Source organism: Ensifer sp. Root1252, from assembly GCF_001425885.1.
GTDB lineage: Bacteria > Pseudomonadota > Alphaproteobacteria > Rhizobiales > Rhizobiaceae > Ensifer > Ensifer canadensis.
The window spans coordinates 1-25,976 of sequence record NZ_LMDT01000029.1; the positions used below are offsets into that span (position 1 = coordinate 1).

Below are 25,976 nucleotides of genomic sequence, written 5' to 3' on the forward strand. Positions count from 1 at the left end.
ACTTCGATGAGGGATATATAGTCGATCACCCCCGCAGATAGCAGCGCTAAGACTTCACTCCACCCCTGCAAGCCGCGCATGGATCGTTGTGCCCCAGGGAACTGCGGCGGCCGGCAGATGGATCGGCTGAACAGCCAATGGGAGCGACTGCCCTGAAGGACGGATATGCCCAACCCCGGTCAAGTTGGACTGACCGGGGCCGAGCTACTTCGGACTTGGCGGAATAACGGACGCTTTAAACTCAGCGCATCATCGCGCCGACATTGCCGCCGTCGACCGTGAGCACCGCGCCTGTGCTGGTGCGCGCCTTGGCGAGGTGGACGAAGGCGGCCGCGACGTCCCGTGCCGTTACCTCACGTCGAACCAGGTTGCCGCGCATGTAGCTTTCCGGCGAAATACCCCGCGCCTGGCTGCGCTCCTCGATCATTTGGTCGGTCATCAGGCCGGTGCGAATGCGGTCGGCGTTGACCGCGTTCGAGGTAATGCCGTCGGCGCCATGTTCGACGGCATATTGGCGCATCAATGCCATCAGCGCCGCCTTCGACGTTCCGTAAGGGCCGAAGTCGGGGCCGGGATTGACCGCCTGCTTCGAGACATTGAAGACCAGTGCACCGCCAGTTCTCTGGGCTTTCATGATCCGGACCGCGCTGCGGGCAATATAGTGGTGCCCCCAGAAGTTCAGCGCGAAAGCCTTCTGGAAGACCTCCTCCGAAACATCGAGCAGGGCGCCCTGGAAGGCAGCGCCGGCGTTCGAGATAACGATATCGATGCCACCGAAATGCCGGGCCACATCGGCGAGCGCCGCGTCGACCGCCTCGGGCTTCGTCACATCGCAGACGAGGCCGACACCACCGAGCCTTGCCGCTTCCTTCTGCAAGGCATCCTCGGCAAGGTCCAAGAGCGCGATCTCGGCGCCTTCGGCGTGCAGAGCCTCGGCAATCGCCAGCCCGAGGCCACCCGCACCACCGGTGATCACCGCGACCTGCCGGCTCAGCGGCTTCTCCGCCTGCTTCGTCAGCTTAACCTGCTCGAGCGACCAGTACTCGATGTCGAATAGGTCCTCTTCCGACAATGCCTCGAAGCTCTCGATGCCTTCGGCATTGCGGATCACAGCGATCGTCGCCTCGGCAACGTCGGCGCCGACACGCGCGGCCTTCTTCGTCGGGCCGGCGGCAAACAGGCCGACGTCCGCGACATAGAACACCCGCGGCATCGGATCGAGCATGCGCTTGATGCCGCCGACGCGCGCATTGTTGCGCTCGAAATAGGCGCGATACTCGTCCTTGTAGGTGGCGACGGCTGCGCGCACCTTGTCGGCCCAGCCGGCCATGTCGCCGGCAACGGGGGCGGGCAGCGCCACGCCAAAGCGCTTGATGTGGATGACGTGCTCAGGGGTCGCATTGCCGCGGTGAACCAGATCGGCAACATTCTCGGCATTGCAGAAATCGAGGACATCAGGGCCGGAGCGATGTTCCAGCACGAAGCGGCGCGGGCAGCCCTCGATGCCGCTGTCTATCGCGATGGCGCCGCGCAGAACCGGCGCGATGTGAGCTGCCGTTGCAAGCGGGGCCGCCGGCTTGACGACCATGAACGGACGCGGGTTGCCGCGGGCGATGCGGCGCTCGGCCTTGTCGATGGCAGTGATCATCTTCTCATAGGATTCACGCGGGTCTTCCGACCAGGTGAAGATGCCGTGTTTCAGCAGGATCATGCCGTCGGCGCCCGGATTGGCGCGGAACGCCTCGTCGCAGGCCTTGGCGAGATCGAAGCCCGGCATCACGTAGGGGACGATGATGGAATCGGGGAACAGTTCGCGCACCAGATCCTCGCCATGCGGCTGATTGGTCAGCGACACGATCGCGTTGGCATGGGTGTGGTCGATATGCCGAAACGGCAGGTTGGCGTGCAGGATCGCTTCCACCGAAGGGTTCGGCGCTGCAGGATCAAGCAGCAGCCGGCGCTGCAGCATCACCATGTCGTCGTCGCTGAGCGTCGGGAATTTGACCATGGCCTGAAGCGGCTCCAGTCTGACGGCGGGCAGGCCCGCCGGTTCGATCGTGCCCATGTCCCAGCCGCTGCCTTTCACGCACAGAACGGCAACCTCGGAACCGTCCATCTCGGTAAACGTGGTCTTGACGGAGGTGTTGCCGCCGCCATGCAGTACCAGTTCGGGATCCGAACCCAGAAGCCGTGTCGTGTAGGTGCGGATCGCTAGGTCCCGGTTGACGCCGGCGTTGACGTAGGTGTCGACGACACGGGCGAATTCGGTTTCTGACCATCTGGATTTCATAAAAGGCTCCTGTCTTCCCGCGCTTGGCAGCGTTTTCCATGGGGTTTGAAAATCAAGTCCTGTCGTCAGCAGCCCTTGCTCGGCCTGCGCGCCGAACGGACGACCGTTCCCCGCACGCCGTGAGGACAAAACGGCGACGCTATCCGTCGGTCGGCTGCAGGCGGCAACCTGCGTCTGCGCCATCACGCCAAGGCTGCATGGCCTTGGGATTGCGGTCGACGTCGAGAGCGATCTGCAGCCGGTTTGTGGGGGCGGGAAAGACACCACGCCGCGCTTCGCCGATTGGTTCGTTTCCAACCCACTGGCACGCGCCTATAGTCGAGCATTCCATCTCGGCGTCTCCCAAAACCTTCGTCGAGACAATTGCCACCATGCTGTGTCATGTGTCAACACACATTGCAAATTTGTTTGACGGCGGACACTTTTTCCGCTTCAGGAGAAGTCATGACAATCCAGGGGAGCAGACGATGATGGATACGGCGCGGGGAAACCGGGCAGTCGGCGAAGGCATAGTCTTGCCTGCGGAGTTCGACGACGGCGTCGTCTGGGCTGCCTGGCTCTATTATGTCGACCAGCTCACCCAGAGCGAAATCGCCAAGATGCTCGGTGTATCCAGGGCAACGATCGTCAACTACCTGCAGGAAGCGCGCGAGCGTGGCCTGGTCAACATTCGCCTGAACACGGAAGTCGGCTCCCGGACTGGTATCGCACGGCGTCTGAAGGACAAGTTCGGCCTGGAGGGTGCGCTGGTCATTCCCGCCCTCGACAACAGCGACCTGGTGCAACGGCTTGGCGAGGCCGGTGCTCGCCTGCTTGCCGATATGGTTCAGCCAGGCGACACGATCGGCGTCGCCTGGGGCCGGACGGTGCTGGCCGTGGCCGACAGCATCTCGCTTCCCGAGCCGGTAGAGGGATTGACGGTGGTGCAGGTCTCCGGAAGCTCGATCGCCAATCCGGATTTCGCGCCTGAATTCTGCACATCCTTGATGTCGCGCCGCATCCACGCCCGCTGCATCAACCTGCTTGCACCGGCCCTGCTGTCGACACCCGCCCTGAAGCAGGCGCTTCTGGCCGAACAGGTGCTGGTCAAGCAGTTCGAGCTCATACACTCGTCGAACATCATTCTCTTCGGTGTCGGCGACATCGGCCCTGAGACGCTGATCAGGTCTGCGAACATCACCGGGCAGGAAGACATCGACGCCTACCAGGCCGGCGGCGCGGTCGGGGTGCTGATCTGCCGATTCATCGACGCCGAAGGGCGGCCCGTGCGCGGCGATCTCGACAACCGCATGGTGGGCATCGAACTGAACGAGTTGAGCCAGGTGCCGCGGCGCCTGTGCGTCGCGGGCGGCACCAGCAAGCTGACGGCGATCCGGGCGACGTTGAAGGGCGGCTATGCAACCCACCTGGTCACCGACATCGCGACGGCAGAGATGCTGCTGCAATAGCCCCGTCTGCTGCCCGATACCGGATCGGGCAGCAGCGAAAACTGGTGTCAGTTGCTCTTCACGCGGGCATTGCTCATGAAGTCCCACGTCGCCTCGAAAGAGGTGATCCCGGCGTCAGAGCCGAGACCCGTCGCCACGAGCGCGGCGGATGCCTGGGCGAACTTCAAGGCGGTTTCCGTCTCCATGCGATGATGAAGCCCGGCAATGAAGCCGGCATTGAAGGCGTCGCCGCAGCCGGTGGTGTCAACCACGTCGATCTCGAATGCCGGGAGGTGCAGGCTCTTACCGTCGGCATCGAGGAAGCAGACGCCGTCGCCGCCGAGCGTAAAGATGCAGTGCTTGACGCCGAGATCGGCAAAGAAACGGCCGGCATCCTCGGCGGTCTTCTGGCCGGAAATCAGCATCGCCTCCTCCACTGAAGGCATGAAATAGTCGATAAAGGGGAAAAGCGGCCGGATCAGCGACAGCGTGTTGTCGTTCGCGCCCAGGAGGTCGAAGGTCGTGGTTCTGCCGAAGCGCTTGGCTTCCTCGAGCAAAACGCGGCTGGGTTCGCCGTCGAGGCGATCGAGCAGCCCAGTGCCGCCGAGATGGACGATCGGCGGCGCCAGCACCCGCTCGCGCGCATCCGCGGGAATCTCGAAATGTCCGGAGGCGCCGCGTACGTGCAAAGCCGGCCGTTCGCCATTGCGGCGGATGTTGAGAATGCTCGCGGAAGTCGGCACGCCGGCAATGCGCTGCATCTCCGACCGGTCGACGCCGAAGCGGTCGAGCGTGGCGAGCACGAAGTCCGCCTTCTCATCGTCCCCGACGGCGCCGACCGCCAGGCAGTTCAGCCCGAGCTTGGCAAGGTCGACGACCGTACCGCCGGCGGTGCCCGCAACGGTCAGGCGGATCTCGTCGATGAATTCGACGTTGCCGCCGGACGGGATCCGGTCCACCGGTCGGCCGAGAATATCTAGAATGTAAAGTCCGATTACAGATACGTCGTGCGCCATGCACTCAACCTTCCCTACTGAATTGGTGACCGCAGATAGCAGTCCTTGACCCGCTGGACGACGGCCGAAGCCCGTTAGCCTTTTGCACGAAGCGAGAAGACGGTGCCGGCAAGAACGATGAAGACGCCGATAATGGCGAGCTGCCACGTGCTCGGAATGCCGACGAGAATGAGGACGTTGCTGACAAGCGTGATCAGCACCACGCCGAGCAACGTGCCGATCACGCTACCCGAACCGCCGGTGATGCGCGCACCGCCGAGAACGACCGCGGCGATGATCTCAAGCTCGGTTCCGGCAAGGTCGAACGGATTGGCAAGCCGGTTGCTCGCCACATGCATGATCCCGGCAATACCGGCCAGCAGGCCCGCATAGGCAAAGACGAAGATATGCACGGTGCGCAGATTGAAGCCGAGGCGTTCGGCGATGCCGGGATTGCCGCCGACCGCATAAACCGCCCGGCCCATCAAAGTACGCTCTAGGATCCACCAGGTCACCGCGGCCGCAACAGCGAGCACAAGCACGAAGGCCGGCAGCACCGAGATGGAGCCGTTGGCGCTTTGATGGGTGAAAAGCGCGAGTTTGCCGAACGCCTCCATCGAGCCCGGAATGTTCATGAACAGGGCAGTGCCGACAAAGGTCAGCAGGAAGCTGCGAATGACGTATTGCGTTCCGATCGTCACAATCAGCGACGGCGCGCGCAGCGCGTGGACGAGCACGCCGTTGAGCGCTCCGAAGCAGGCGCCGCCGGCGGCAGCGACCAGCAAAATCACCGGCATCGGCAACCCCGGCAGCAGGTTCGTGACCAGCATCGTCACCGTATACATGACGAAGGCGGCAATGGCGGTGAAGGAAACGTCGATGCCGCCGGACGCCAGCACCACCAGGACCCCGAGCGCGAACAGCCCGCGCACGACGGAAGCGCGCAGGATGTCGAACAGGTTCGACACCTGCCAGAAGTCCGTATTGATCGAGCCGACCACCAGGCAGACGAGCACGATCAGCGCAAAGGTCACGACCGGCGGATGACGCAGCAGCCAGCGCCAGGCGGAGCCAAGCGAAACCTTGTCGTTGCCAGCTGGGGTGGCCCCATTGAATGTCGTGTCGGTCATTGCGGGGTCCTCACGGTCGTCTCTTCTACAAGGGCGCGGTAAAGCGCCTCTTCCTCCAGCGCCTCGGCCTGGAAGGTTTCCACCACTTCGCCTTTGCGCATCACCATGATCCGGTCGCAGTTCTGCAGAAGTTCGAGCAGGTCGTCGCTGATGATGATGACGCCCATGCCTTCGTCCGCGAGACGCTGGATGATCCGGTAGATCGTGTCCTTGGATCCCACATCGACGCCGACGGTCGGCCCGTGCAGGACCAGAAGCTTCGGATTGATGGTCAGCCAGCGGCCGATAAGCACGCGCTGCTGGTTGCCGCCCGACAGCGACTGCACCGGGTTGGCTACATCCGGCGTGACCACCTGCAGGTCTTCGACCGAGCGCTTCGCCAGCGCGCGGCTGCGGCGGCCGTCCAGGATGCCGAGGGCGCCGCGCAGGCGATCGAGCACCGGCACGACAATGTTCTCTTCGATCGGCTTCTCGAGAAAGAGACCTTCCGAAAGGCGATCCTCGGGGACGTAGCCGATGCCGGCATCAATGGCGTCGGCGGGCTTGCGGGGCGTCACATCCTTTCCATTGAGGCGGATGCGTCCGGTATCGGCTGGAGCGACGCCGGCAATCGCCCGGGCCAGCTCGTTGCGGCCGGAATCCAGAAGCCCGGTGATACCGACGATCTCGCCGCGGCGCATGGAGAAGGAAACATTGGCGAAGGTATCCTTCAGCGACAGCGCGTCGACGACAAACAGATCCTCGCCGAACTTCGGCGCCGAACGATAGCGCGCCTCGTCCAGCACCTTGCCCGTCATCCAGAAGCCGAGTTCGGCCTTGGTGTGATCGGCGATGTCGCATGCGGCGACCTTCTGGCCGTCGCGCATGATGACGGCGCGCCCGCCGATCGACTTGCACTCGTCGAGCTTGTGGGTGACGAACAGCACCGCGACGCCCTTGGCGCGCAGTCGGTTGACGATGCCGATGAGATTATCGACTTCGTGCTTCGTCAGTGCCGTCGTCGGCTCGTCCATGATGACGAGGCGCGCATCGGAAGCAATGGCGCGGGCAATGGCAATGAGCTGACGCGTGGCCATCGGCAGCTCGTCCGTGCGGGTCGAAAGAAAGGCGCGGGTCGTCGGCAGGTTCACGGCCGCGAGCGCCCGTTCCGCCGTCTGGCGCATTCGTCCGAGATCAAGCCGCCGGGCAAGCTTGCCGGAGGCTGCGACCAGTTGCTGCGTCAGGCCGACATTTTCGGCGACGGACAGGTTGGGCAGCAGAGAAAAGTCCTGATAGACGGTCTCGATCCCGGCCGCGAGCGCGGCAACCGGTGTGAGATGGCCCACAGGCTTGCCATCGATCAGCAGTTCGCCGGCATCGGCCGGCTGCGCGCCGGAAATGATCTTGATGAGCGTGCTCTTGCCGCAGCCATTCTCGCCCATGAGATGGTAGATCTGTCCGGGCTCGATCGAAAAGCTGACCCCTTTCAGCGCGCGAACGCCGCCGAAGCGTTTCTGGACATCGCGAATTTCCAGATAGGGAATTGCGGCTTTCGAGGTTTCGCCGCCGGGATGCGGCGCGCTGGCTTCGTGCTTGAGCTGCATGGCACTGTCCTGACCAAAAAGAACGGGCCTGCTGCACGTTTCCTTGGATCGCCATAGATCCAGGAGACGATTGCAGCAGGTCTAAAGCGTTACAATGTCCCTGGCGCATCACATTCGACGCGCGACGCTGTAGCGGCACTCGACGCGCAACGCCGGGCCCATTGTCGGGCCCGGCATCGCCATCATCTCGACCCAATCAGAACGGGTACTTGGCGTAGTTCGACTTGTCGACGTCGACCCATGCCTGGCCGACCACGATCACGCCGTCGCCGGCACCCTTCTTGACGGTGACCTTTTCGTAGCCGGCAACGCCGAGGTCCATGCCGTCCTTCAGTTCCTCGTCCTTCAGCACCATGTCGGCGACCTTGTTCATGACGTAGCCGGCATCCTTCGGATCCCAGAAGCTGATGCCGTCGACAGCGCCCGATTCGAGGTAGGAGCCGGTGTCCTTGGGCAGGCCGATGCCGAATACGCAGGTCTTGTCCTGCAGGCCGGCTTCCTCGACGGCACGGCCGATGCCGATGACGTCGATGGCCGAACCGCCCTGGAAGCCCTTGATGTCAGGGTACTTGCGCAGGATCTCGCGCGCCTTTTCATAGGCGCGGTTGGCATCATTGAAGGATTCGTTCTTCTCGGAGACCAGTTCCATCTCGGGGTATTTCTGGGCGTTTTCCGAACCGCCGTCGGCCCACTGCACATGGGTCAGGCTGCCGAGCGAGCCGACGAAGGAGGTCCACTTGCCGGACTTGCCCATGCATTCGGCGATCTTCTCGTTGAAGCGCGCGCCAAAGACCTTGTTGTCGAAGGCTTCGATGTCGACGAGCGTGTTCTTCATATTATCGGCTTCATGGGTGATGACTTTGATGCCGCGCTGGGCGGCGCGCTTCAACACGCCTTCAAGCGCGGAAGCATCCATCGGCACGACGGCGATCGCGGCAACCTTCTTGGCAACCAGATCTTCGATCAGACGGCCCTGCTGGGCTGCGTCGGCCTTGCCCGGACCGACCTGGCTGGTGGCTACACCGGGGTTTTCCTTGCCATAGGCATCGACGCCTTCGTTCATGCGAGTAAACCAGTTTTCGCCCGTGACTTTCACCACCGTGACGATGCTGGGGGTTTCCTCGGCAATGGCAGCCGTGGTTGCAGTCAGTGCTCCAAGCGCGACGGCGCAGGCAGCGAATTTACGAATGGCAAGCATGCATTCCTCCCAAAGAACCTTCGAATTTTGACAGATCGACCGGCGTGCGAAGGCATCTCGCCGGCCCTGGAACTTGGATCAGCCGCGCAATGCCTTGAACCAGGCCTTGGCGTCGAAGCCGGATGTCGCGAGAAAGACGAGCAGAAGCACGCCCCAGGCGAGGTCGCGGAAGAAGTTGGAAATGTCCATGAAGTTGAACAGGCTCGACAGGATCTGCAGTGACGTCGCCGACAGGACGACACAGATCACCCGGCCATAGCCGCCCTCAGGGCGAACGCCCGCCATGACGGCGATGAGAATGGCGATCAGCACGTAGGAATTGCCGTAGTCCCACTTCACGCTCGAGGTGCGCGCGGCGATCACGATGCCGGCGACCGACGCAAGCACGCCGCAGGCGGTATAGGTCAAAAACAGGATGCGCTTTTCCGCAATGCCGGCATAGCGCGCGGCCTTGGCATTGTTGCCGAGCAGCAGGAGCCTGAGGCCGAACGGGCTGTAGCGCAGCACGCCGCCGAGGATGAGAGCAATCAGTAAGAAGAGCGCAAAGCACAGCGGCACACCGAGAACCGGTGTGTTACCGAAGGCGTCGAGCGGCTCGATGAAGCCGAGGCCCAGCGCCGAACCGTTGGTGAAAGCGATCGCAAGGCCGGTAAAGAACAGCTGCGTGCCAAGCGTGGCGATGATCGGCGTCAAGCCGGCGCTCGAAATCAGAAACCCATTCAGCATTCCGCCAACTAGGCCGACGAGCAGTGCTATGCCGGCAAAGCTCCAGCTGAACAGCAGCGGCGCGTCATCGGGCGAAACCGTGTCGCGCAGCACGAGATAAGCGATGACACCCGAAAGGTTGGCAAGGGCGATGCCCGACAGATCGATGCCGCCATTGCCCGAGATCATCGCCAGCATCACGCCGAGCGCGAGAAGCCCGAGCTCGGGGACTTGGCCCGCCATGGATTGCAGGTTGTAGATGTCGAGGAAACTGCCACCGACCAACACGCCGCCCGCTACCAGCACAGCAACGTTGACGACGGCCAAAAATGCCAACTGGCGATCAACCCGAAATTCCAAAGCGCGCCCTCCGTCATTGTCGTTCGCAGGCAAGCGCAATCACGGCTCCCAGCGTGCTCCTAGGCACGCTCCGTGAGCGCGCACCCGGACCTCTTTCGAGTTCGGATGCCGCGACGGCCGACCTGATGAGGTCGGCGATGACATTTGCCAAAGACTGTTGTGTATTGTCAACACCAATCTATCGCGGCCGGCTTATTTATCTGAAAAGTTTGGCGTTTCCCCCAGCAGAGTACAGTCCCCGTAACGCAATTTTCGGCGCGCATTCCGCGCATCAGGAGAAAATGAACGACGTCGAGAGCTAACGACGTCAAGGGCTCGTGACTTATGAAGCTACCAGCGCCACGTGCGATCCGCTCTGTAGCGGCCCTGCGTCGTCGCGGTGATAAGAAAAAACCCGAGTTCGAGGAGATGAACCCTTGTCGACGGCTCTGTCGTGATGGAGAAATCCTGTTTGCAGAGTGCAGGCTCTGGTCGTGCAGCACGATAATTATGTCGTAGACAGGCTCTAATCGCAGCGCCGCAAATCCTAAAATCCGGCTTCAGTTTCAATCAGGGTCGCAATCAATGGCAGAGTTTCCTCAAAAGGCGAAGGTCGTAATCATCGGGCTGGGTGGCATCGTTGGTGCCTCGATCGCGCATCACCTGATCGAGCGCGGTTGGGACGACATCGTCGGCATCGACAAGTCCGGCATCCCGACCGATATCGGCTCGACGGCGCACGCGTCCGACTTCTGCTATACGACCAGCCACGATTATCTTTCGGTTTGGACGACGCAGTATTCGATCGACTTCTTCGAGAAGATGGGTCACTACGCCCGCATTGGCGGCCTGGAAGTCGCGCGTACCGGCGACGATATCTGGATGGAAGAGATCAAGCGCAAGCTTTCCTCCGCGAAGGCCTTCGGCACCCGCGCCCACTATGTCTCGCCCGCGGAAATCAAGAAGATGTTCCCGCTGATCGAGGAAGATCAGGTCATGGGCGGCATGTTCGACCCGGATGCCGGCCTCGTCATCCCGCGCTCGCAGACAGTTGCTGGCAAACTGGTCGATGCGGCCGAGAAATCCGGAAAGCTCCAGATCTTCGGCAACACGCCGGCAAGGTCGCTCATCGTTGAGAACGGCCGCATCAAGGGCGTTGTCACCCATCGCGGCACGATCATGGCCGACCATGTCGTCGTCTGCGCCGGCATCTGGGGCCGCCTGATCGCCGAAATGGTCGGCGAGGATCTGCCAGTGATGCCGGTCGACCATCCGCTCACCTTCTTCGGCCCGTATAACGAATTCGAAGGCACCGGCAAGGAAATCGGCTTCCCGCTCCTGCGCGACCAGGGCAACTCCGCCTATATGCGCGACACCGGCGATCCGAAGACCACCGAAGGTGGCCAGATCGAGTGGGGCTATTACGAGACCACCAACCCGCGCCTCTGCCATCCGCGCAACATTCTCGAAAAGCACGAGGCACGCCTGTCGCCCTCGCAGCGCGACCTCGATATGGAGCAGATCATCGAGCCGCTCGAGCGCGCCATGGAACTGACGCCGATCCTCGGCGAACTCGGCTACAATGAAGGCCATTCCTTCAACGGCCTGCTGCAGGTCTCGGCCGCCGGCGGCCCCTCCTGCGGCGAGAGCCAGAAGGTGCGCGGCCTCTGGTACTGCGTCGCCATCTGGGTGAAGGACGGTCCCGGCTACGGCAAGCTGATCGCCGACTGGATGACGGACGGGCGCACTGAGATCGACCACGCCTCGATCGACTATTCTCGCTTCTACCCGCACCAGCTGGAGGAGAAGTTCATCGAGGGCCGCTGCTTCGAGGCGGCGCAGAAGATCTACTATCCGGCCGTGCACACGCGCGAGCCCTATGCCAGCGGCCGCAACGTCAAGCGCTCGCCCTTCTACGAGCGCGAGAAAGAGCTCGGCGGCTACTTCATGGAACTCGGTGGCTGGGAGCGCGCCCATGGCTACGCCGCCAACGAGCACCTCCTAGAAAAATACGGCAACCGCGTTCCAGTGCGCCAGAACGAGTGGGACAGCCGCCATTTCTGGCGCGTGTCCAACGCCGAACATCTGGCGATGAGCGAGGATTGCGGTATCGTCAACCTCTCGCACTTTCATATGGTTGACATCGAAGGCCCTGACCACGTCGAGTTGCTGGAGTGGCTTTGCGCCGCCAAGATCGGCGGCGACGGCAATATCGGCAAGGGCATCTACACCCATTTCCTCGATGACGAAGGAATGGTACGGGCCGACTTCACCGTCTTCCGCATGGCCGATCGCTGCCGTCTCGTGAACGGCGCCGATGCCGGCCCGCGCGACTTCCAGTACATGCGCCGCGTCGCCGAAGATCGCGGCCTTGACGTCACCATCACCGACGTTTCGGAGAAGTTCATCACCATCGGCATTTGGGGCCCCAACGCCCGCGAAACGCTGAAGAAGGTGGTTGCCGATCCGGCCGGCCTCGATCTCGAGAACTTCGCTTTCGCTGCGATCAAACCGATCGAAATCGCCGGCAGGAAGGTCACCGCCTTCCGCATCTCCTATGTCGGCGAGCAGGGCTGGGAGTTGCACATGAAATATGAGGACGGCCTCGCCGTCTGGGACGCACTGCGCTCAACCGGCGTCATGGCCTTCGGCGTCGAAACCTATGCAAACTCGCGCCGTCTGGAAAAGAGCCTGCGCCTGCAGAATGCCGATCTTCTCACACAGTACAACCTCATCGAGGCCGATCTGGCTCGTCCGAAGGTGAAGGACGTGGACTTCCGCGGCAAGGCGAAACATCTTGAATACAAGGCACGTGAGCACCAGCCGGCCATGCTCTGCACGCTCATCCTCACGGAGAATACCGATAGAAACGGCGTGAAGCGCTACCCGGTCGGCAGCCTGCCGGTCATGGACCCGGAAACCGGCGCGGTGCTGGTCGACGAACTCGGCCGCCGCTCCTATACCACCTCCATCGCCTACGGCCCGACGATCGGCAAGAACATCGCGCTTGCCTATTTGCCTTGGTCCCACTGCCAGGTCGGCCGCAAGCTGAACGTCGAATACTTCGCCGAGACCTACCCCGTCGAAGTCGCCGGCGTCGGCTACAAGCCACTCTACGACCCGGAGAACCTGAAGCCGCGGAGCTGAGATTTTACAACCCCTCGGCCCACCCGCGGTGGACGTCCCGTCACGCGCCTGCTTGCTTCAAGCGGGCGCGTTCGTTTTTGGCGTTCGTTCATTATGCCTGCGCCCCTGGAATTTGTCTGTTGTTCGGATACCGGAGCCGCCAGTGTGCGAAGGACATGACGTTGGTGAACTTTGAGCCGGCGCGCTTTGCCATCAGCCTTTGTGCGGGCGGCGGCAACGTCATCGGCAGGCGAGATCGTCGGGTTCTGGACGATGCTGATGGTGCAGCCGTCCTGCTTCAAAATGTCGTAGACACTCCTCCAGCCGGCGCCATCGGCGGACCCACGCTACGAAATGCCAGCCGAGGAGCGATGGTACACCTCAATTCGGAGCGTCCATCCTGATCGGGTAGTCAATCGATAGACGATGGGTTGTGCAAAGTTTGAGTTGACCGTTTCCGATGGCGAGGCGACACTTGCAACCTGCAGCAAGACAGGAGGAAAATGATGGCCGAGCCAGATCCCTGGCGCCACATGGCAAGCGCGCCGAAAAACGGCAGTCGGATCCTCGTTACGATCCGCCCGTCCGAACAGGGGGCGGCAGAAGTTGACCTCGCGTATTGGTCGAATGGCGATCAGTTCGGTGCAGAAGGCTGGCGCGCCTCTGATTCCTCGCCCGGCCGCATCATCGAATACGCCGAGCCCGAATTGAAGTGCTGGATGCCGATGCCCTCGGCCAATCTCAATCGCACCTCGATGCCCTCACCCTGGGAAGGCGAAGACGAGCGAGAGCTCGACGGGTCAGGGATTTAAGAACTCGCGCCGCCATTTGCGCTTGCTCGCACACTACGGGGTCAAAGAACATTTGAGACGTGCGCTTGCAGCCTGTGGAACGCCTAATCTCAATCCGACGTAAAGGTCGCCTTGATTGGAGAAACGCCGCACCGTTGCGCATAGGCCTCCATCTCTGGCTTCAGCCCGGCAAAAGCCGAGAGCACGTGCATCTTGAGTTGCAGCGCTGCTGGCCCAGGCGGCATCAGTTTTGATTGCACGAAGCCAAGCGCGCGCGGCACGCCGCTCGGCAGGATGGGTAACGCGGTGATGTTGTCGGTTTCCCGCCGAGCGAAGACCACGCCGAAGGGCAGCACGGCGAGGCTGTCAGAATGGGCGAGATGGGCGAGAATGCCGGCGAGCGAGGCGCCGGAGAAATTGATGCGCACATGCTCGGCGCCCAGATTGACTAGCGCACTTCTGAGATCGGCGCTCAGCGGACTTCCGGCAGGTGGCTCGATCCAGGGATACCGCAGCAGGTCGGCAGGCAGGAGCCTGTCCGATGCAAGAAGCGGATGTCCCGAGCGACAGGCAACCACATTGCGCCCTGTCAGGATCGGGTCGAAGGTCAGATCGCTATCTGCATCGAAGACCTCGACCGGACAGATCGCGAGGTCCAGCTGCCCAGCTCTGATCTTTTCGGCAAGGCTCGTTGTGTAACCATAGACCTGCTCGATTCTAACGTTCGGCCTTGTCCGCTGGAATTGGCCGACCATCGCCGAGACCAGCGCGTCCATGAAAAACGGCGTGCCGCCGATCCTGATATCGCCGCGCTCGCCACGCCTGAATGACTGGGCCACGTCGCTCGCTCGCGCCGTTGCGCGCCGTACCGCTGCACCGAGATCGGCAAGATCCCGACACAAGGGAGTCGGCTCCATCGGGCGGCGGTTGCGCAGAAACAATGGCTCACCCAGCCGCTTTTCCAGAAAGGCGACTGTGCGTGACAAGCCGGGCTGCGTCATTCCCAGCATTTCCGCCGCCTCGGACATGCCGCCGGCATCGACGATCGCCCAGAGCTGTAGCAGATGGCGCGGATCAATCTGCAAGAAGAGATTCTCCCAAGTTCCGTGTTCCGCTCACAACATAACATAATGGTATGTTATCTGGAGATATCATTATTCGAATTCACCTTCGTCCGTCGCTACTGTTTTCCTCGAGATGGAGCCGCAAGCGATTTCGCGGCCCCGTTCAGGGAGGAACCGATGAGGGAATTCGACTATCAGGGGTCCCCGGCAAGAATTAGGTTCGGCGCCGGCGCCCGCGCGGGGGTGGCAGAAGCTGTTGAAGCCTTGGGCTGCAAGCGTGCCCTCGTGCTCTCCACACCACAGCAAGCCAACGATGCCGGTGCCATCGTCAACCTTTTGGCGGATCGCGCCGCCGGATTGTTCACGCAGGCGACCATGCACACGCCCGTCGAGATCACCGAACAGGCGCTCAAGGCCATGCGCGACAACGACGCGGACTGCACCGTCGCTTTCGGCGGCGGCTCGACTACCGGGCTCGGCAAAGCGATCGCCTATCGCCTCGATACGCCTCAGATCGTCATACCCACAACCTATGCCGGCTCGGAGGTCACACCCATCCTTGGGCAGACTCAGGCGGGGCGCAAGGAGACGGTACGTGCAGCGTCGATTCTGCCGGAACTGGTGATCTATGATCCGGAACTCACGCTCAGCCTGCCGGTCCCAATGACGATGACCAGCGGCCTAAACGCCATGGCCCACGCCGCCGAGGCACTCTACGCTCGCGATCGTAACCCGATTTCCTCGCTAATGGCGACGGAAGGCCTGAGAGCCCTCGCTGAGGCCCTACCGCGCATCGCTATGGCGCCGCGGGATCTGTCGGCCAGAAGCGATGCACTCTACGGCGCCTGGCTGTGCGGCACTGTGCTTGGCACAGTCGGCATGTCGTTGCATCACAAGCTCTGCCATGTGTTAGGGGGGGCCTTCGACCTGCCGCATGCGGAGACCCATGCGATCGTTCTGCCCCACGCAATCGCCTTCAACGCGGCCGCCGCTGCCGACGAACTTCGGCCGCTCAGTGCGATTTTCGGGGAAACCTCCCCCGGTGCGGCAATACACGGTTTTGCGGTCAAGATCGGCGCCCCGACAGCCCTCTGGGAGATCGGTTTTCGGGAGGAAGATATCGGCCGCGCCGCGGAGATCGCCACAGCGAACCCCTATTGGAACCCGCGGGAAGTGACACGGGCCGATATTCACGCGCTGCTCGCCGCGGCATGGCGAGGCGACGCGCCCTGAACGCGCGCGCCGAGACATATCTGCAAAACGGGAGGATAACATGAATCAATCCAAGGCATCGCCGCCTGTGGTGCACCGGCAAGTGGCCGTTATCGGTTGCGGGCCTGCGGGCCTGACTGCCGCCTCGCTCCTCGGACAAGCCGGCCATAATGTCATCGTTATCGAGCGCTGGCCCGAACCCTACGGCCTGCCCCGCCTCAGCCATATCGACGGCGAGACGGCACGCCTGGTCGCCTCGGCCGGGGATATCGGTCATGCCCTTCGCGACGCGCAGGCGATCGACACCTACCACTACCTCGACGATCAGGGAAACATTCTGATCGATCTGGACTGGAAGGGGCAGCAATGCGGTTTTCCCGCCCATATTTCGATCTTCCAGCCGGAAATCGAGGACGCGATCTATTCCCGCGCACAGCCTCTGCCGAACGTCGAGTTCCTACGCGGCTGGGAAGTCTCCAAGCTCGAGCAGAGTGCGGATAAGGTCGTTCTGGAAGCCCAACCCTGGGACGGTTCGTGGAAGGCGGTTTCTGACGGGGGCGATCCAGTCCGCAGGATCGAGGTGGACTATGTGATCGGCGCGGATGGCGCCAACAGTTTCACGCGCCGCGCACTCGGCATCGCGCGTCACCAGTACGGCCATCATGAACGTTGGCTCAATCTTGATTCCGAATACGTCAAGGATCTCGGCGACCGCTTTGCCATTACCTCGATCTATTGCGACCCGGCACGGGCGCACATGTACATGCCGATCGGCAAATCCCGCGTGCGTTTCGAGATGCGCGTGCTGCCGGGCGAGGAAACCAGCTACTGGGAAGACATCAAGAATGGCCTTGCCTGGCTCAGCGAGCAGCATGGCATCGGGCTCGACGAAATCCGGCCGATCCGCAACGTTGTCTATACATTTGACCCCGCGATCACAAAAAGCTGGAAGGAAGGCCGGGTCATGCTGGTGGGCGATGCCGCCCACACGATGATGCCCTATATGGGCCAGGGCGCCTGTTCGGCCATTCGCGACAGCGCCAATCTTGCATGGAAGCTGGACCTCGTGTTGCGGGGCAAGGCCGAGCCGGAGCTTCTCGATACCTATGAAGCGGAGCGGCGCCCGCATGTCACGCAGATCACCAAGACCTCGACCATGCTCGGCAAGGTCGCCAACGAGGACGACCCGGCGAAGGTGGCTGAACGCAATGCACTCTTCCTGTCCGGAAACATGCCGCCGCCCCCGCCCTTCCCCAAGATCGAGACCGGCGTGGTGCATGTGGAGCCCGATGGTAACCTCCTCACCCCCACCGGTGCACCAACGCCACAGGGCCTCGTGCGCGCCGGCGGCCGCGAAGGCTTGATGGACGACGTGGTGGGGCGCGGCTTCCTGATCGTCAGCCGGACCGACCCGAGCCTCCATCTGGATCCCGCGACCCACGCTTTCTTCGACGCCATCGGCGGTCGCTGGATCGTCGTCGGCGACACCGATGCTGCGCCCGATCAAGTCGCAGATCTTGACGGCGTGCAACTGGCGTTTCTGGAGAGAAATGGTTTCGCCGCCTATCTGCGCCGTCCCGATTTCCTGATGTATGGTGCAGTCCGGGATCTCTCCGATCTCCCCACCCTGCTGCGCGGCCTTCGCGACAGGCTGCACTGGCTGCATCAGCCTGTACCCACCTTTGAGACCACCATGGAGGCACGGGCATGACCGAGGACTCGGTCATCAAGGCGAACCTTGCCCATCAGCGGGCCATGCCACTGACGCGGCTTCTCGACTGCGGCATGGACCCGGGGGATGCGCGCCGGCTTCATGCCCGCATCTCGGAGGGCGAGCCCTGGGATGCGGTGGCAGAAACCATCGCCACCGAGCGCCTGCAACAGGCCGACCGGGCCGAGGCTGAAGGAAACATCGTCACCGCCGGCGAGGCACGGCAGCGCGGCATCGCCGCGCTGGTCTACGCCCAGATGGCCTTCAATTTCGACGAACCCCGCAAGGTCGCGCTGTATCGCAGGCTGGTCGCCGCCTGTCGGAAGCTCACCCCTGTCTTCGGCCTGCCCTTCGAGCGGGTCGAGACCGGATATTCGGGAAAAAGCCTGATCGGCTGGCTGGTGCGCCCCGCAAGCGGAAGTGCAAACGGCACCGTCATCCTGTTCGGCGGCCAGAGCGGCTGGGGCATCGCCTATCTGCCAATCGCCCGGGAGCTGGCGCGCCGCGGGCTTGCCACCCTTCTCGCCGAAGGCCCCGGCCAGGGCGAGACCCGCATCGAGCAAGGCCTTTATCTTCAGGCGGGGGTCGAGGCCGCCTATAGCCGCTGGGTCGATGTAATCCTGGACGATCCGAGCCTCGGCGCGCCGGGCATCTGGGGCAACAGCTACGGCGGCCTGTGGGCGGCACGCACTGCGGGCAGCGACAGCCGCATCCGCGCCTGTTGCGTCAACGGCTCCTTCGCCCACCCCGCCATCCTGCCCTTCCGCACGGCCTTCGAGCAGAGCGCGGCAATGATCGGCACCGAGGATCGAGCGATGATTGAGGCTGTCATGGAAAAGCTGCGTTTCGATCCGGCGCGGGACAGAATCGCCTGCCCGCTTCTCGTCCTGCACGGAGGCGCCGATCCGCTGGTGGCACTGGAGGACCAGCAACCCTTCCTCGATGCCGCGACGGGCGAGGCCGCCCTCCGCGTCTGGCCGGACGGTGAGCACACGATATACAACCACAGCTTCGAGCGGACGGCACTCGTCGGCGACTGGTTCGCCGCACGGCTCGACCGATCCGCCTGACAGGGAGCGATTGATGCGCCGTTATTTCACTGAGGAACACTCCGCCGAGACTGTGAACGGCAGGATTGGCGTAGACGTGGCACCGCGCATGCGTCAGGTCATTGCGAGCCTCGTTCGACATCTGCATGATTTTATCAAGGACGTGGAGTTGACCCAGCGGGAATGGGAGTTGGCCGTTGATTTCCTCACCCGCGCCGGCCAGACCTGTACCGACACACGGCAGGAGTTTATCCTGCTCAGCGACGTCCTTGGGCTTTCCATGCTGGTCGACGCCATCGGCAACCGTCGTCCCGAAGGCGCGACGGAGAACACCGTCTTCGGCCCGTTCCACGTCGCCAACGCGCCGATCCGGGCGATGGGGGAAAGCATCAGTCTGGACGGTAAGGGCGAAAGCTGCCTGTTCCACGGCCGGGTGATTGATCTCGACGGCAACGCAATAGAAAGGGCAACGATCGACGTCTGGTCAGACAATGCCGATGGCTTCTACGACGTTCAGCAGCCGGACCTGCAGCCGAAATGGAACAACCGCGGACGCTTCGTCACGGGCGCCGACGGCGCCTACAGCTTCGTCGGTATCAAGCCTGTCAGTTATTCCATTCCCGACGACGGGCCTGCTGGGGACCTGTTGGAGGCGCTCCATCGCCACCCCTGTCGCCCGGCCCACATGCATTTCCTTGTAACTGCTCCGGGCCACCAGAGGATTGTCACCCACATCTTCACCGGCGGCGACCCCTTCCTCACTTCCGACGCCGTTTTCGGTGTCAAATCCTCCCTGATCGCTGATTTCGAGCGCATCGACGGCGCGACCTCGTGGCAGGCCGCATTCGATTTCGTCATGGTGCAGGAGGACAGATTCGAACATCGCAGTTGCAGTAACGTCAGATAGTCGTGAACTGTAGCTTTTGAGTGAGGTCGAACGCGGACCCCGCCGGCAGCTTGGGAGAATAATGAGCGTACCAGGCGACGGCAGCAGCGCTGCCAGAGCCCGTTCGCGCGCGGCTTGACCGGTTAAAAGCCTCGTCTCGGAGGATCAGCATCGCGACGGCCAACGGCCGGGATCCGGGAGGCCTAGGCCCGGCAAGCCGCTCCGTTTGATTGAGGGATCGCAGACCACGAGGTTTTCGAGACCTCGCCCCTGACTTCCCCGCTCTGACCCGCGACCGAGCAATTTCGATCTGAGCTCGAAATTGCGGTTGGGAAGATCCAGCGTCCATTCCGGCGCAAAGCCGATGCCCAGACCGGCCGAGACCAGTGACACCACCGAGAAGGTGTCGTCGCAGGTATAGGCGACGCTCTTTGCAAGATCGTGCGCCTCGAACTTTTCAGCAAAGCAGCGCTCGGTGAACGACAGGTTCTGACGCGAGAACGAGATGATCTTCTCGCCCTTCAGATCCTCGATGCAGATCTCGCTTCTGGCCAACGGCACGACATAGGGTCACGTACGGACCAGGCTTCTCGTCGGTGCACGCATCGGCGTTCGGTCCTCAACCATCGAATTGATCGAGAAGTCAGAAGCGGTAGGGGCGATCCAACTCAACACGCCGCGCCGCGCCGCCGAGGCCGCAGATTGCACCCTTGTCCACATCCTCTCTTCGTCTTTCCGCAGATCTTGGCTTTACTTCAAAGCAATTCTCCGCAGTTCCCTTTCGATATCTAATATAGATTTCAAATTAAATTGCCTCCATTTGGAAGATTAATTCGGAGTTGATTTACGCAATTAGTTAAATAGATTTGATGCTTGGCGATCTTATTCGAGTGATCGCAAGTATTGGCGTAAGTCTATCGAAAGGGATGACGAGATGGCAAAGATCGTAGGCTCGTACTCAAACGATGCTTTGAAAGGCTCGGAGGAAACCGACTACATCTGGGGCCTGCCCGGCAGCGATACGATCGATGGGGGCGGCGGCGACGATTTTGTCGATGGTGGGGCTGAAAGCGACACCCTGACAAGTTCGAACGGCTACGATCGCCTCGACGGCGGTGCCGGTGATGACCAGATCGTTCTCACCGGGACCGGCGGCGCAGTTACCGGAGGCAGCGGCTACGACGGCCTTGTCGTCGACTTCTCGCAAAGCGCAGACCGGATGGTCTTCAACGGTGCCAGCGGCCATGGCTATGTTGGCGACCCGAGCGCCACAAACCGGCACATCTTCTTCCACGATATCGAGTGGCTACGCCTGCTCGCCGGCAGTGGTGACGACCGGATCACCGGAACTGCCGGGGGCGATCGGATTTCGACCGGTGCCGGCAACGACGTCGTCAATGCGGGCGCGGGACAGGACATCATCACCAATACGGGTGGTAACGACCGTCTCGACGGCGGTGATGGAAATGACCGCTTCGTGCTTGTCGGGACGGGCAGCGCCGTTTTCGGCGGTGCCGGAGACGATACGCTGGCCGTCGACCTCTCGGCATCGGCCGCTCCGGTCGTGTTCAACCTGGAGAATGGTCACGGCATCACCGGATACGGGACGCAGGAGGAGCGGCATCTCTTCATCCAGTACCAGGATGTCGAGCGGATTGTGCTGACGACGGGACGCGGAAGCGATCATATTACGGGTAGCGCAATTGGCGACGTTATCGAGACGGCAGGCGGCAACGATTTCGTCGACGCCGGCGCGGGCGATGACATGATCACCGACGGGCTCGGTGCCAACCGTCTTTTTGGCGGCGACGGCCGCGACCAGATCGTCTCGACACTCTACTCCGCCGAGATCGATGGCGGCGCCGGCCAGGACTGGCTCTATATCAAGGAGACGCAGAGCACGAGCGACCTCACTGTCGATTTCGCTGCCGGTGAGGCCTCGACCGGCACAGTGTTGCGCGGCATAGAGGAGGCAAGCCTCGCGCTTGGCAGCGGCAACGATCGGGTCATCGCGGGTGATCTTACCTATCTCGTGGTCGATGCCGGCGCGGGAAACGATCATCTCGAAGGCGGTGCCGGGCGTGACCGGTTCGATGGCGAGGAGGGCAACGACTACATCGATGCCGGCGCCGGAGACGACATGATAGAGACAGGCGCTGGCGATGACGTGGCTTTTGGCGGCGACGGCAGGGATACGCTTGCCAATGACGGCGGCAGCGACATGCTCGATGGCGGCGCCGGCGATGACTGGCTGCAGGACACCTTTCCCGGCAGCGGCACCCTTGGCGTCGCGTCGATCCTGCGCGGCGGCGCGGGCAACGACACGATCAATGCCCGTTACCTCGGAGAGGTCGATGGCGGCGAAGGCCGGGATCTATTGAACCTCAACTATGGCGGCTTGCCGCAGGTAACCGACTTCGACGCGACACGCGGCGCAACACACACCGGCTTGGCCTTCACCAATGTGGAGTACTTCAACGTCTCATCCGGGCGCTACGACGACGTGCTGCGCGGCGCCGACGACAATGACACCCTCTATTCGTCGAGCGGCAACGATATCCTCGATGGGCGTGGTGGGGACGACACGCTGAGGGGCGCCTCGGAAAACGACCAGCTTTTCGGCGGCGAAGGTGCGGATTTTCTCGACGGCGGCTCGCAGGACGACCTGTTGAGTGGCGGCAATGGCGCCGACCTGTTGAAGGGCGACAGCGGCGCCGACACGTTTCTGTGGTCGTCGGAAACCTCCGGCCAGGCGGGCCTCGATCACATTTTCGATTTCGTTGGCAGGCAGGGCGATCGGATCGCCTTTTCCGAAGAGGCCCAGGACGCCACAGGCATTCACAGCTATGCCGATTTTCTTGCCGCCGCCAGCGATACGACCGACGGCTTGTTCATCGCCTTCAACGGCTCCGATGTCGAAGGCATTCTGATTGAGCATGTTTCGCTCTCGGCTCTCATGGAAAGCGATGTCGTCTTCGGTCTCGGCTGACGGCACGCTAGGCCTCAGCTTTCCGGAGGCCCGCATTCGCCTGCAGCCGCGGCTTCGTTGGCCACCGTGGTCAGGCGTCCATCGATGGGATGACGCCGCCGGTCCATACGCCGTGTCGAGGTCGTGGATGACCGCGAGGAGCCGGGATGCCATGGTTCGCCGATCACGACATTGTTGCCGCCCGCGGCCCTGCCTGCAAGCCACCATCGGAGCGCAAACATGGTTCTGCGATCCACAATCCCCGTGGCAGAAAGGAACCGTCGAAAACACCAACAGACGGGCCAGGAAATGGCTTTCGAGAGAGGTCGATCCCCTGTCGCTCAGCGACTGCGATCTAACCGAAATCTGCAATCATCTGAACGCAACACCGCGCAAATGCCTCGGCTACAAACCACCCGCCGAAGTCTTCCGCCAGAAACGCGCGCGCAGATCAGGCGCACCGGTCAGCCTCTCAAAGCCCGCAGGTCGCGGTTCAGCGTGAACGCAAAGCGCATTGAACTATTGCCCAATGCGACGCTCCTGCATTTCTTCGCCCACAAAGCAATTGTAGTCTACTCGGTCGTCGACGCGTTGCAACAGTGGCTCGAACCGCTTCAGGTCGCTCACGTTCGGTCCAAGTATCTCGACAATGAGCTTGCTCAGAATAGCCTCCGCAAAATCGCCAGGATCTGACACTTTCAACAGAAAGGCCCCATCTCCACCGATCACACAATTCTCATAATAAGCGTCGAGGTCCGGAATCGATGCGGAATCCTGACGCGTCAACATGATGGGCAGTCCATCGATCACGATGCCTTGGGCGACAGTCGAATTACGGGCAACGGGTACCGGCACACCGGAGTTGTTCGGCCCATCTCCCGATATGTCGACCACGCGTCGCATTCCCTGGAACGGGCTAGCTAAGAAGAGGTTTCGTGAAAACGCCAGCGTGTTGGAAATCGAGGTGAACGATATCCTCCTCATCGGTTGCTGGCGCAGAGCATCGGCGAATTGGCCCGCAGTGCTGGGGCCATCGATCAGCGTCCAAGGCATGATCTGGACAGCAGAGCCACCCCACTCAACGTATGTCACGGCGATTTTGCCGATAGGCCCGTCCTCTATTGCATTGACGAGTTCGGGCTGGAGAAATGCATTCACATAGCCTTGACGTTGCGCACGCTGTTCGTCGATCTCCATTGAGTAGGAGACATCGACGGCAAGAACCAACTCAAGATCAACGTCAAATTGAGAAAGCTGAGCGGGCGTGCTGCCCCCCAGAAGGCCAAAGCAGACAAGAAGCGCGCATTGCGGTTTCATCGCGATCGGAAGCCCAGTGCACGATCATACTACGCCCGTTCAGCGAGCTCGCAATACAGGGATGCTAGCTCAGATTCAGCACCTGTCCGCTCTTGGCGCACCCACCCATTCCAGACGAAAAGGGGCGGGCCGATGGACCGGCCGCCCTTCGGAAAGCCTGCTGTGAACCCTTGCCTTGAAGGGTTTCGAACCGCCGACCTCGCTATGCCTGCCAGCAGAGTCCATGAACCCCAAGATTAGGGAATCACACGACAACTCGATCACCATCTCCAGCAGTGCACAGTTCTTCTGTGCCGCGACACCCTCGTTCTCCCGATTCAGGGTGCCAGTTCACTGTCGCGGGCGTTGCGCCGGATAGTCTGGGGCGGCTGTCCGAGTGCCCGCAGAAAAGCCCGGCGCATGCGATCGCTATCGGCGAAGCCGGTTTCCTCCGCGATCACATCCATGGAGTGGCGGCCTTGTTCCATCAGCAGCCGCGCCGCCTCGACGCGCAGGTTCTCCACCGCCTTGGCCGGCGACTGCCCCGTCTCTGACCGGAAGGCGCGGCTGAACTGGCGCGCGCTCAAGCCCGCCGCATCCGCCAGTTCGTCCACCGACAGAACGCTGCGCAGATTGGCCTTGGCATAGTTGACCGATTTCTGGATCCGGTCCGACTTCGGGTCCAGTTCGAGCAACGCCGAGAACTGCGATTGGCCGCCGGCCCTGCGGTGGTAGACCACGAGCTTGCGTGCGACCGAGCGAGCAACGTCCTGACCATGGTCCTTCTCGACCATGGCGAGAGCCAGGTCGATGCTTGCCGTCATTCCCGCCGACGTCCATACGGAGCCATCGACGATGAAGATGCGATCCTCCTCGACCTTGACGGCCGGGAACCGCTCCCGGAGCTGGCGCGCAAAAAGCCAATGCGTCGTCGCACGGCGCCCATCCAGCAGCCCGGATTCTGCAAGAATGAAGGCGGCGGTACAGGGGCCAGCCAGCCGACGCGCAGTTTGCAGGGAATGGCGCGCGAACTCGATAAGGCCCGGTGTCATCGGCTCGATCGTCGTGCCGGCTCCAAACATCACGGTGTCGTAGGTCGTATCGTCGAAGGCTTTCGTGATGACACCAAACCCAGCCGACGACTTGATCTCTCCGCCGGCTTCGGAAAGCAACGTTATCTCGTAAGCCGGCTCTCCAAGCTGAATGTTGGCCATCTCGAAGGCAGTGACCGCTGCAAAACCGAGGAGCTGGAATCCTGGAAACACGACGTAACCGATCTTGTGCATGGCACACCACCTTTTGTCTGAAACCGCCGCTTATATCACATTTGCGCCATCGCAAGAAGCGCCCTCGTCCGCACGCGAAGTGGATGTTGCATACATTGACGGACGCCAGCAGCGGATCTTCGACGACGCTATCATCCGTGCCCCGCAAGAAGGCACGGCGCCTCGTCGGGAACCGGATGCCGTCCGCCTCATCGTAGTCGTAGACGCCCTGCGACAAGATGCAGACGGGTACGCAATCCGGTTTTCGGTGGATTGTGTACCCGATACGGCCTCGCGGAGGGTTACAATGGTAGCGGCTTGCCGGCCTGCTCCTGTACGATGTAGTCGGCGTACCAGTCCGGCCAGTTCTCATCATGCTTGCCGCCGGTTCGCTTTTCGTGCTCGCCGTGGGCGGCTGCCGCGCGCCGTAGCGCGCCTGCGAGTTCGCTCGACGAGGTGAATGTCGTGATGTCCGTGTCGACGCGTCCAGGCAATCGTTCGGTGACCTCCTGGAGCAGCCAGCCGTTGCCGTCCGGATCGGCGAACGAGGCGGAGGAGCGGTAGCTGCGCCGTTCCCGATCCCTGCCGCTGATTGGCGGCTGCCCAGGACCGGCGCGGTGGATGATCTCGCTCACGTCGGCGCCGCGACCGATGAGTTCGGCGCGGGCAGCTTCGATATCCGAGACGACGAGATAGAGCCCGCTTGCCGATCCGGGTGCCGCCGACGTCAGCCCTGTGCCGAAGTGGATCGAGCTCGGTGATCCCGGCGGTGTGAACTGTACGACCCGGAATGTGTCACCGACCGCGAAGTCGGCGTCGAGCCTCCAACCCAGGCCGTCATAAAAGCGTTTTGCGCGGTCAACGTCCGAAACAGGGATAACAACGACCTCAAGTTTCAGGTCGACCGTTTGCATGTTGAGGGTTTTGGTTGCAATGGTCAT

18 protein-coding genes and 4 pseudogenes are annotated in these 25,976 nt (G+C 62.1%); 10 read left to right on the forward strand and 12 right to left on the reverse strand.

The window, feature by feature from the left end; genetic code table 11:
- Positions 1-241 precede the first annotated feature (241 nt).
- A complete protein-coding gene (locus ASD02_RS25650; protein ID WP_057220719.1) occupies positions 242-2,290 on the reverse strand; it encodes a bifunctional aldolase/short-chain dehydrogenase in 2,049 nt (682 codons plus the stop codon).
- 467 nt (positions 2,291-2,757) lie between these two features.
- On the opposite strand from ASD02_RS25650, the gene ASD02_RS25660 reads away from it, so the two are divergent.
- Positions 2,758-3,738: a sugar-binding transcriptional regulator gene (locus ASD02_RS25660; protein WP_244494285.1), complete on the forward strand. Its 981-nt coding sequence runs from the start codon at positions 2,758-2,760 to the stop codon at positions 3,736-3,738.
- 47 nt (positions 3,739-3,785) lie between these two features.
- Here the strand turns inward: ASD02_RS25660 and ASD02_RS25665 are convergent, their stop codons facing one another.
- The 5 genes from ASD02_RS25665 to ASD02_RS25685 form a co-directional block, all read right to left on the reverse strand.
- Positions 3,786-4,733: a sugar kinase gene (locus tag ASD02_RS25665; protein WP_057220720.1), complete on the reverse strand. Its 948-nt coding sequence runs from the start codon at positions 4,731-4,733 to the stop codon at positions 3,786-3,788.
- Positions 4,734-4,807: 74 nt separating this feature from the next.
- Positions 4,808-5,842, reverse strand: a complete 1,035-nt coding sequence (locus tag ASD02_RS25670; RefSeq protein WP_057220721.1) for an ABC transporter permease — start codon at positions 5,840-5,842, stop codon at positions 4,808-4,810.
- Positions 5,839-7,425: a sugar ABC transporter ATP-binding protein gene (locus tag ASD02_RS25675; protein WP_082555638.1), complete on the reverse strand. Its 1,587-nt coding sequence runs from the start codon at positions 7,423-7,425 to the stop codon at positions 5,839-5,841. Before ASD02_RS25675 ends, ASD02_RS25670 begins: the two co-directional genes overlap by 4 nt.
- A gap of 196 nt (positions 7,426-7,621) precedes the next feature.
- On the reverse strand, positions 7,622-8,623 hold the full coding sequence (locus ASD02_RS25680; RefSeq protein ID WP_025428243.1) for a substrate-binding domain-containing protein: 1,002 nt from the start codon (positions 8,621-8,623) through the stop codon (positions 7,622-7,624).
- 78 nt (positions 8,624-8,701) lie between these two features.
- Positions 8,702-9,688, reverse strand: a complete 987-nt coding sequence (locus ASD02_RS25685; RefSeq protein WP_057220722.1) for an ABC transporter permease — start codon at positions 9,686-9,688, stop codon at positions 8,702-8,704.
- 564 nt (positions 9,689-10,252) lie between these two features.
- Here ASD02_RS25685 and ASD02_RS25690 point away from each other — a divergent pair.
- Positions 10,253-12,814, forward strand: a complete 2,562-nt coding sequence (locus ASD02_RS25690; protein WP_057217489.1) for an FAD-dependent oxidoreductase — start codon at positions 10,253-10,255, stop codon at positions 12,812-12,814.
- Positions 12,815-13,017: 203 nt separating this feature from the next.
- Here the strand turns inward: ASD02_RS25690 and ASD02_RS39965 are convergent.
- Positions 13,018-13,128, reverse strand: a pseudogene (locus ASD02_RS39965) (alpha/beta hydrolase); the annotation flags it as partial.
- 171 nt (positions 13,129-13,299) lie between these two features.
- On the opposite strand from ASD02_RS39965, the gene ASD02_RS25695 reads away from it, so the two are divergent.
- A complete protein-coding gene (locus ASD02_RS25695; protein ID WP_025428240.1) occupies positions 13,300-13,605 on the forward strand; it encodes a hypothetical protein in 306 nt (101 codons plus the stop codon).
- Between the two features lie 89 nt (positions 13,606-13,694).
- Here ASD02_RS25695 and ASD02_RS25700 read toward each other — a convergent pair whose 3' ends face one another.
- Positions 13,695-14,669: a LysR family transcriptional regulator gene (locus ASD02_RS25700; protein ID WP_057220723.1), complete on the reverse strand. Its 975-nt coding sequence runs from the start codon at positions 14,667-14,669 to the stop codon at positions 13,695-13,697.
- A gap of 156 nt (positions 14,670-14,825) precedes the next feature.
- Between ASD02_RS25700 and ASD02_RS25705 the strand changes: the two genes are divergently transcribed.
- The 4 genes from ASD02_RS25705 to ASD02_RS25720 are packed head-to-tail and all read left to right on the forward strand — an operon-like array spanning position 14,826 to position 19,527.
- A complete protein-coding gene (locus tag ASD02_RS25705) occupies positions 14,826-15,881 on the forward strand; it encodes a maleylacetate reductase (RefSeq protein WP_057220724.1) in 1,056 nt (351 codons plus the stop codon).
- A gap of 40 nt (positions 15,882-15,921) precedes the next feature.
- Complete coding sequence (locus tag ASD02_RS25710) at positions 15,922-17,571, forward strand: bifunctional 3-(3-hydroxy-phenyl)propionate/3-hydroxycinnamic acid hydroxylase (RefSeq protein ID WP_051509217.1); 1,650 nt, start codon at positions 15,922-15,924, stop codon at positions 17,569-17,571.
- Positions 17,568-18,641 (forward strand): prolyl oligopeptidase family serine peptidase, encoded by a 1,074-nt coding sequence (locus ASD02_RS25715; RefSeq protein ID WP_057217494.1) that lies wholly within the window; start codon positions 17,568-17,570, stop codon positions 18,639-18,641. The genes ASD02_RS25710 and ASD02_RS25715 overlap by 4 nt, the downstream gene beginning before the upstream one ends.
- A 13-nt stretch (positions 18,642-18,654) precedes the next feature.
- Positions 18,655-19,527, forward strand: a complete 873-nt coding sequence (locus tag ASD02_RS25720) for a dioxygenase (protein WP_057220725.1) — start codon at positions 18,655-18,657, stop codon at positions 19,525-19,527.
- A 285-nt stretch (positions 19,528-19,812) separates the two neighbouring features.
- Here ASD02_RS25720 and ASD02_RS39970 read toward each other — a convergent pair.
- Positions 19,813-20,055 (reverse strand): annotated as a pseudogene (locus tag ASD02_RS39970) (LysR substrate-binding domain-containing protein); the annotation flags it as partial.
- A 34-nt stretch (positions 20,056-20,089) separates the two neighbouring features.
- Here ASD02_RS39970 and ASD02_RS39975 point away from each other — a divergent pair.
- The 3 genes and pseudogenes from ASD02_RS39975 to ASD02_RS39980 all read left to right on the forward strand — a co-directional run.
- A pseudogene (locus ASD02_RS39975) lies at positions 20,090-20,230 on the forward strand (transcriptional regulator); the annotation flags it as partial.
- Between the two features lie 210 nt (positions 20,231-20,440).
- Positions 20,441-22,495: a calcium-binding protein gene (locus ASD02_RS25730; protein ID WP_057217500.1), complete on the forward strand. Its 2,055-nt coding sequence runs from the start codon at positions 20,441-20,443 to the stop codon at positions 22,493-22,495.
- 193 nt (positions 22,496-22,688) lie between these two features.
- Positions 22,689-22,976, forward strand: a pseudogene (locus ASD02_RS39980) (hypothetical protein); the annotation flags it as partial.
- A 17-nt stretch (positions 22,977-22,993) separates the two neighbouring features.
- Here ASD02_RS39980 and ASD02_RS25740 read toward each other — a convergent pair.
- The 3 genes from ASD02_RS25740 to ASD02_RS25750 all read right to left on the reverse strand — a co-directional run bounded on the left by ASD02_RS25740 (position 22,994) and on the right by ASD02_RS25750 (position 25,976).
- Positions 22,994-23,791 (reverse strand): DUF1194 domain-containing protein, encoded by a 798-nt coding sequence (locus ASD02_RS25740; RefSeq protein WP_057217502.1) that lies wholly within the window; start codon positions 23,789-23,791, stop codon positions 22,994-22,996.
- Positions 23,792-24,108: 317 nt separating this feature from the next.
- Positions 24,109-25,056, reverse strand: coding sequence for a GlxA family transcriptional regulator (locus ASD02_RS25745; RefSeq protein WP_025428231.1), 948 nt, complete (start codon positions 25,054-25,056; stop codon positions 24,109-24,111).
- 281 nt (positions 25,057-25,337) lie between these two features.
- Entirely contained in the window at positions 25,338-25,976 is a 639-nt protein-coding gene (locus tag ASD02_RS25750; RefSeq protein ID WP_057220726.1) for a VOC family protein, read from the reverse strand.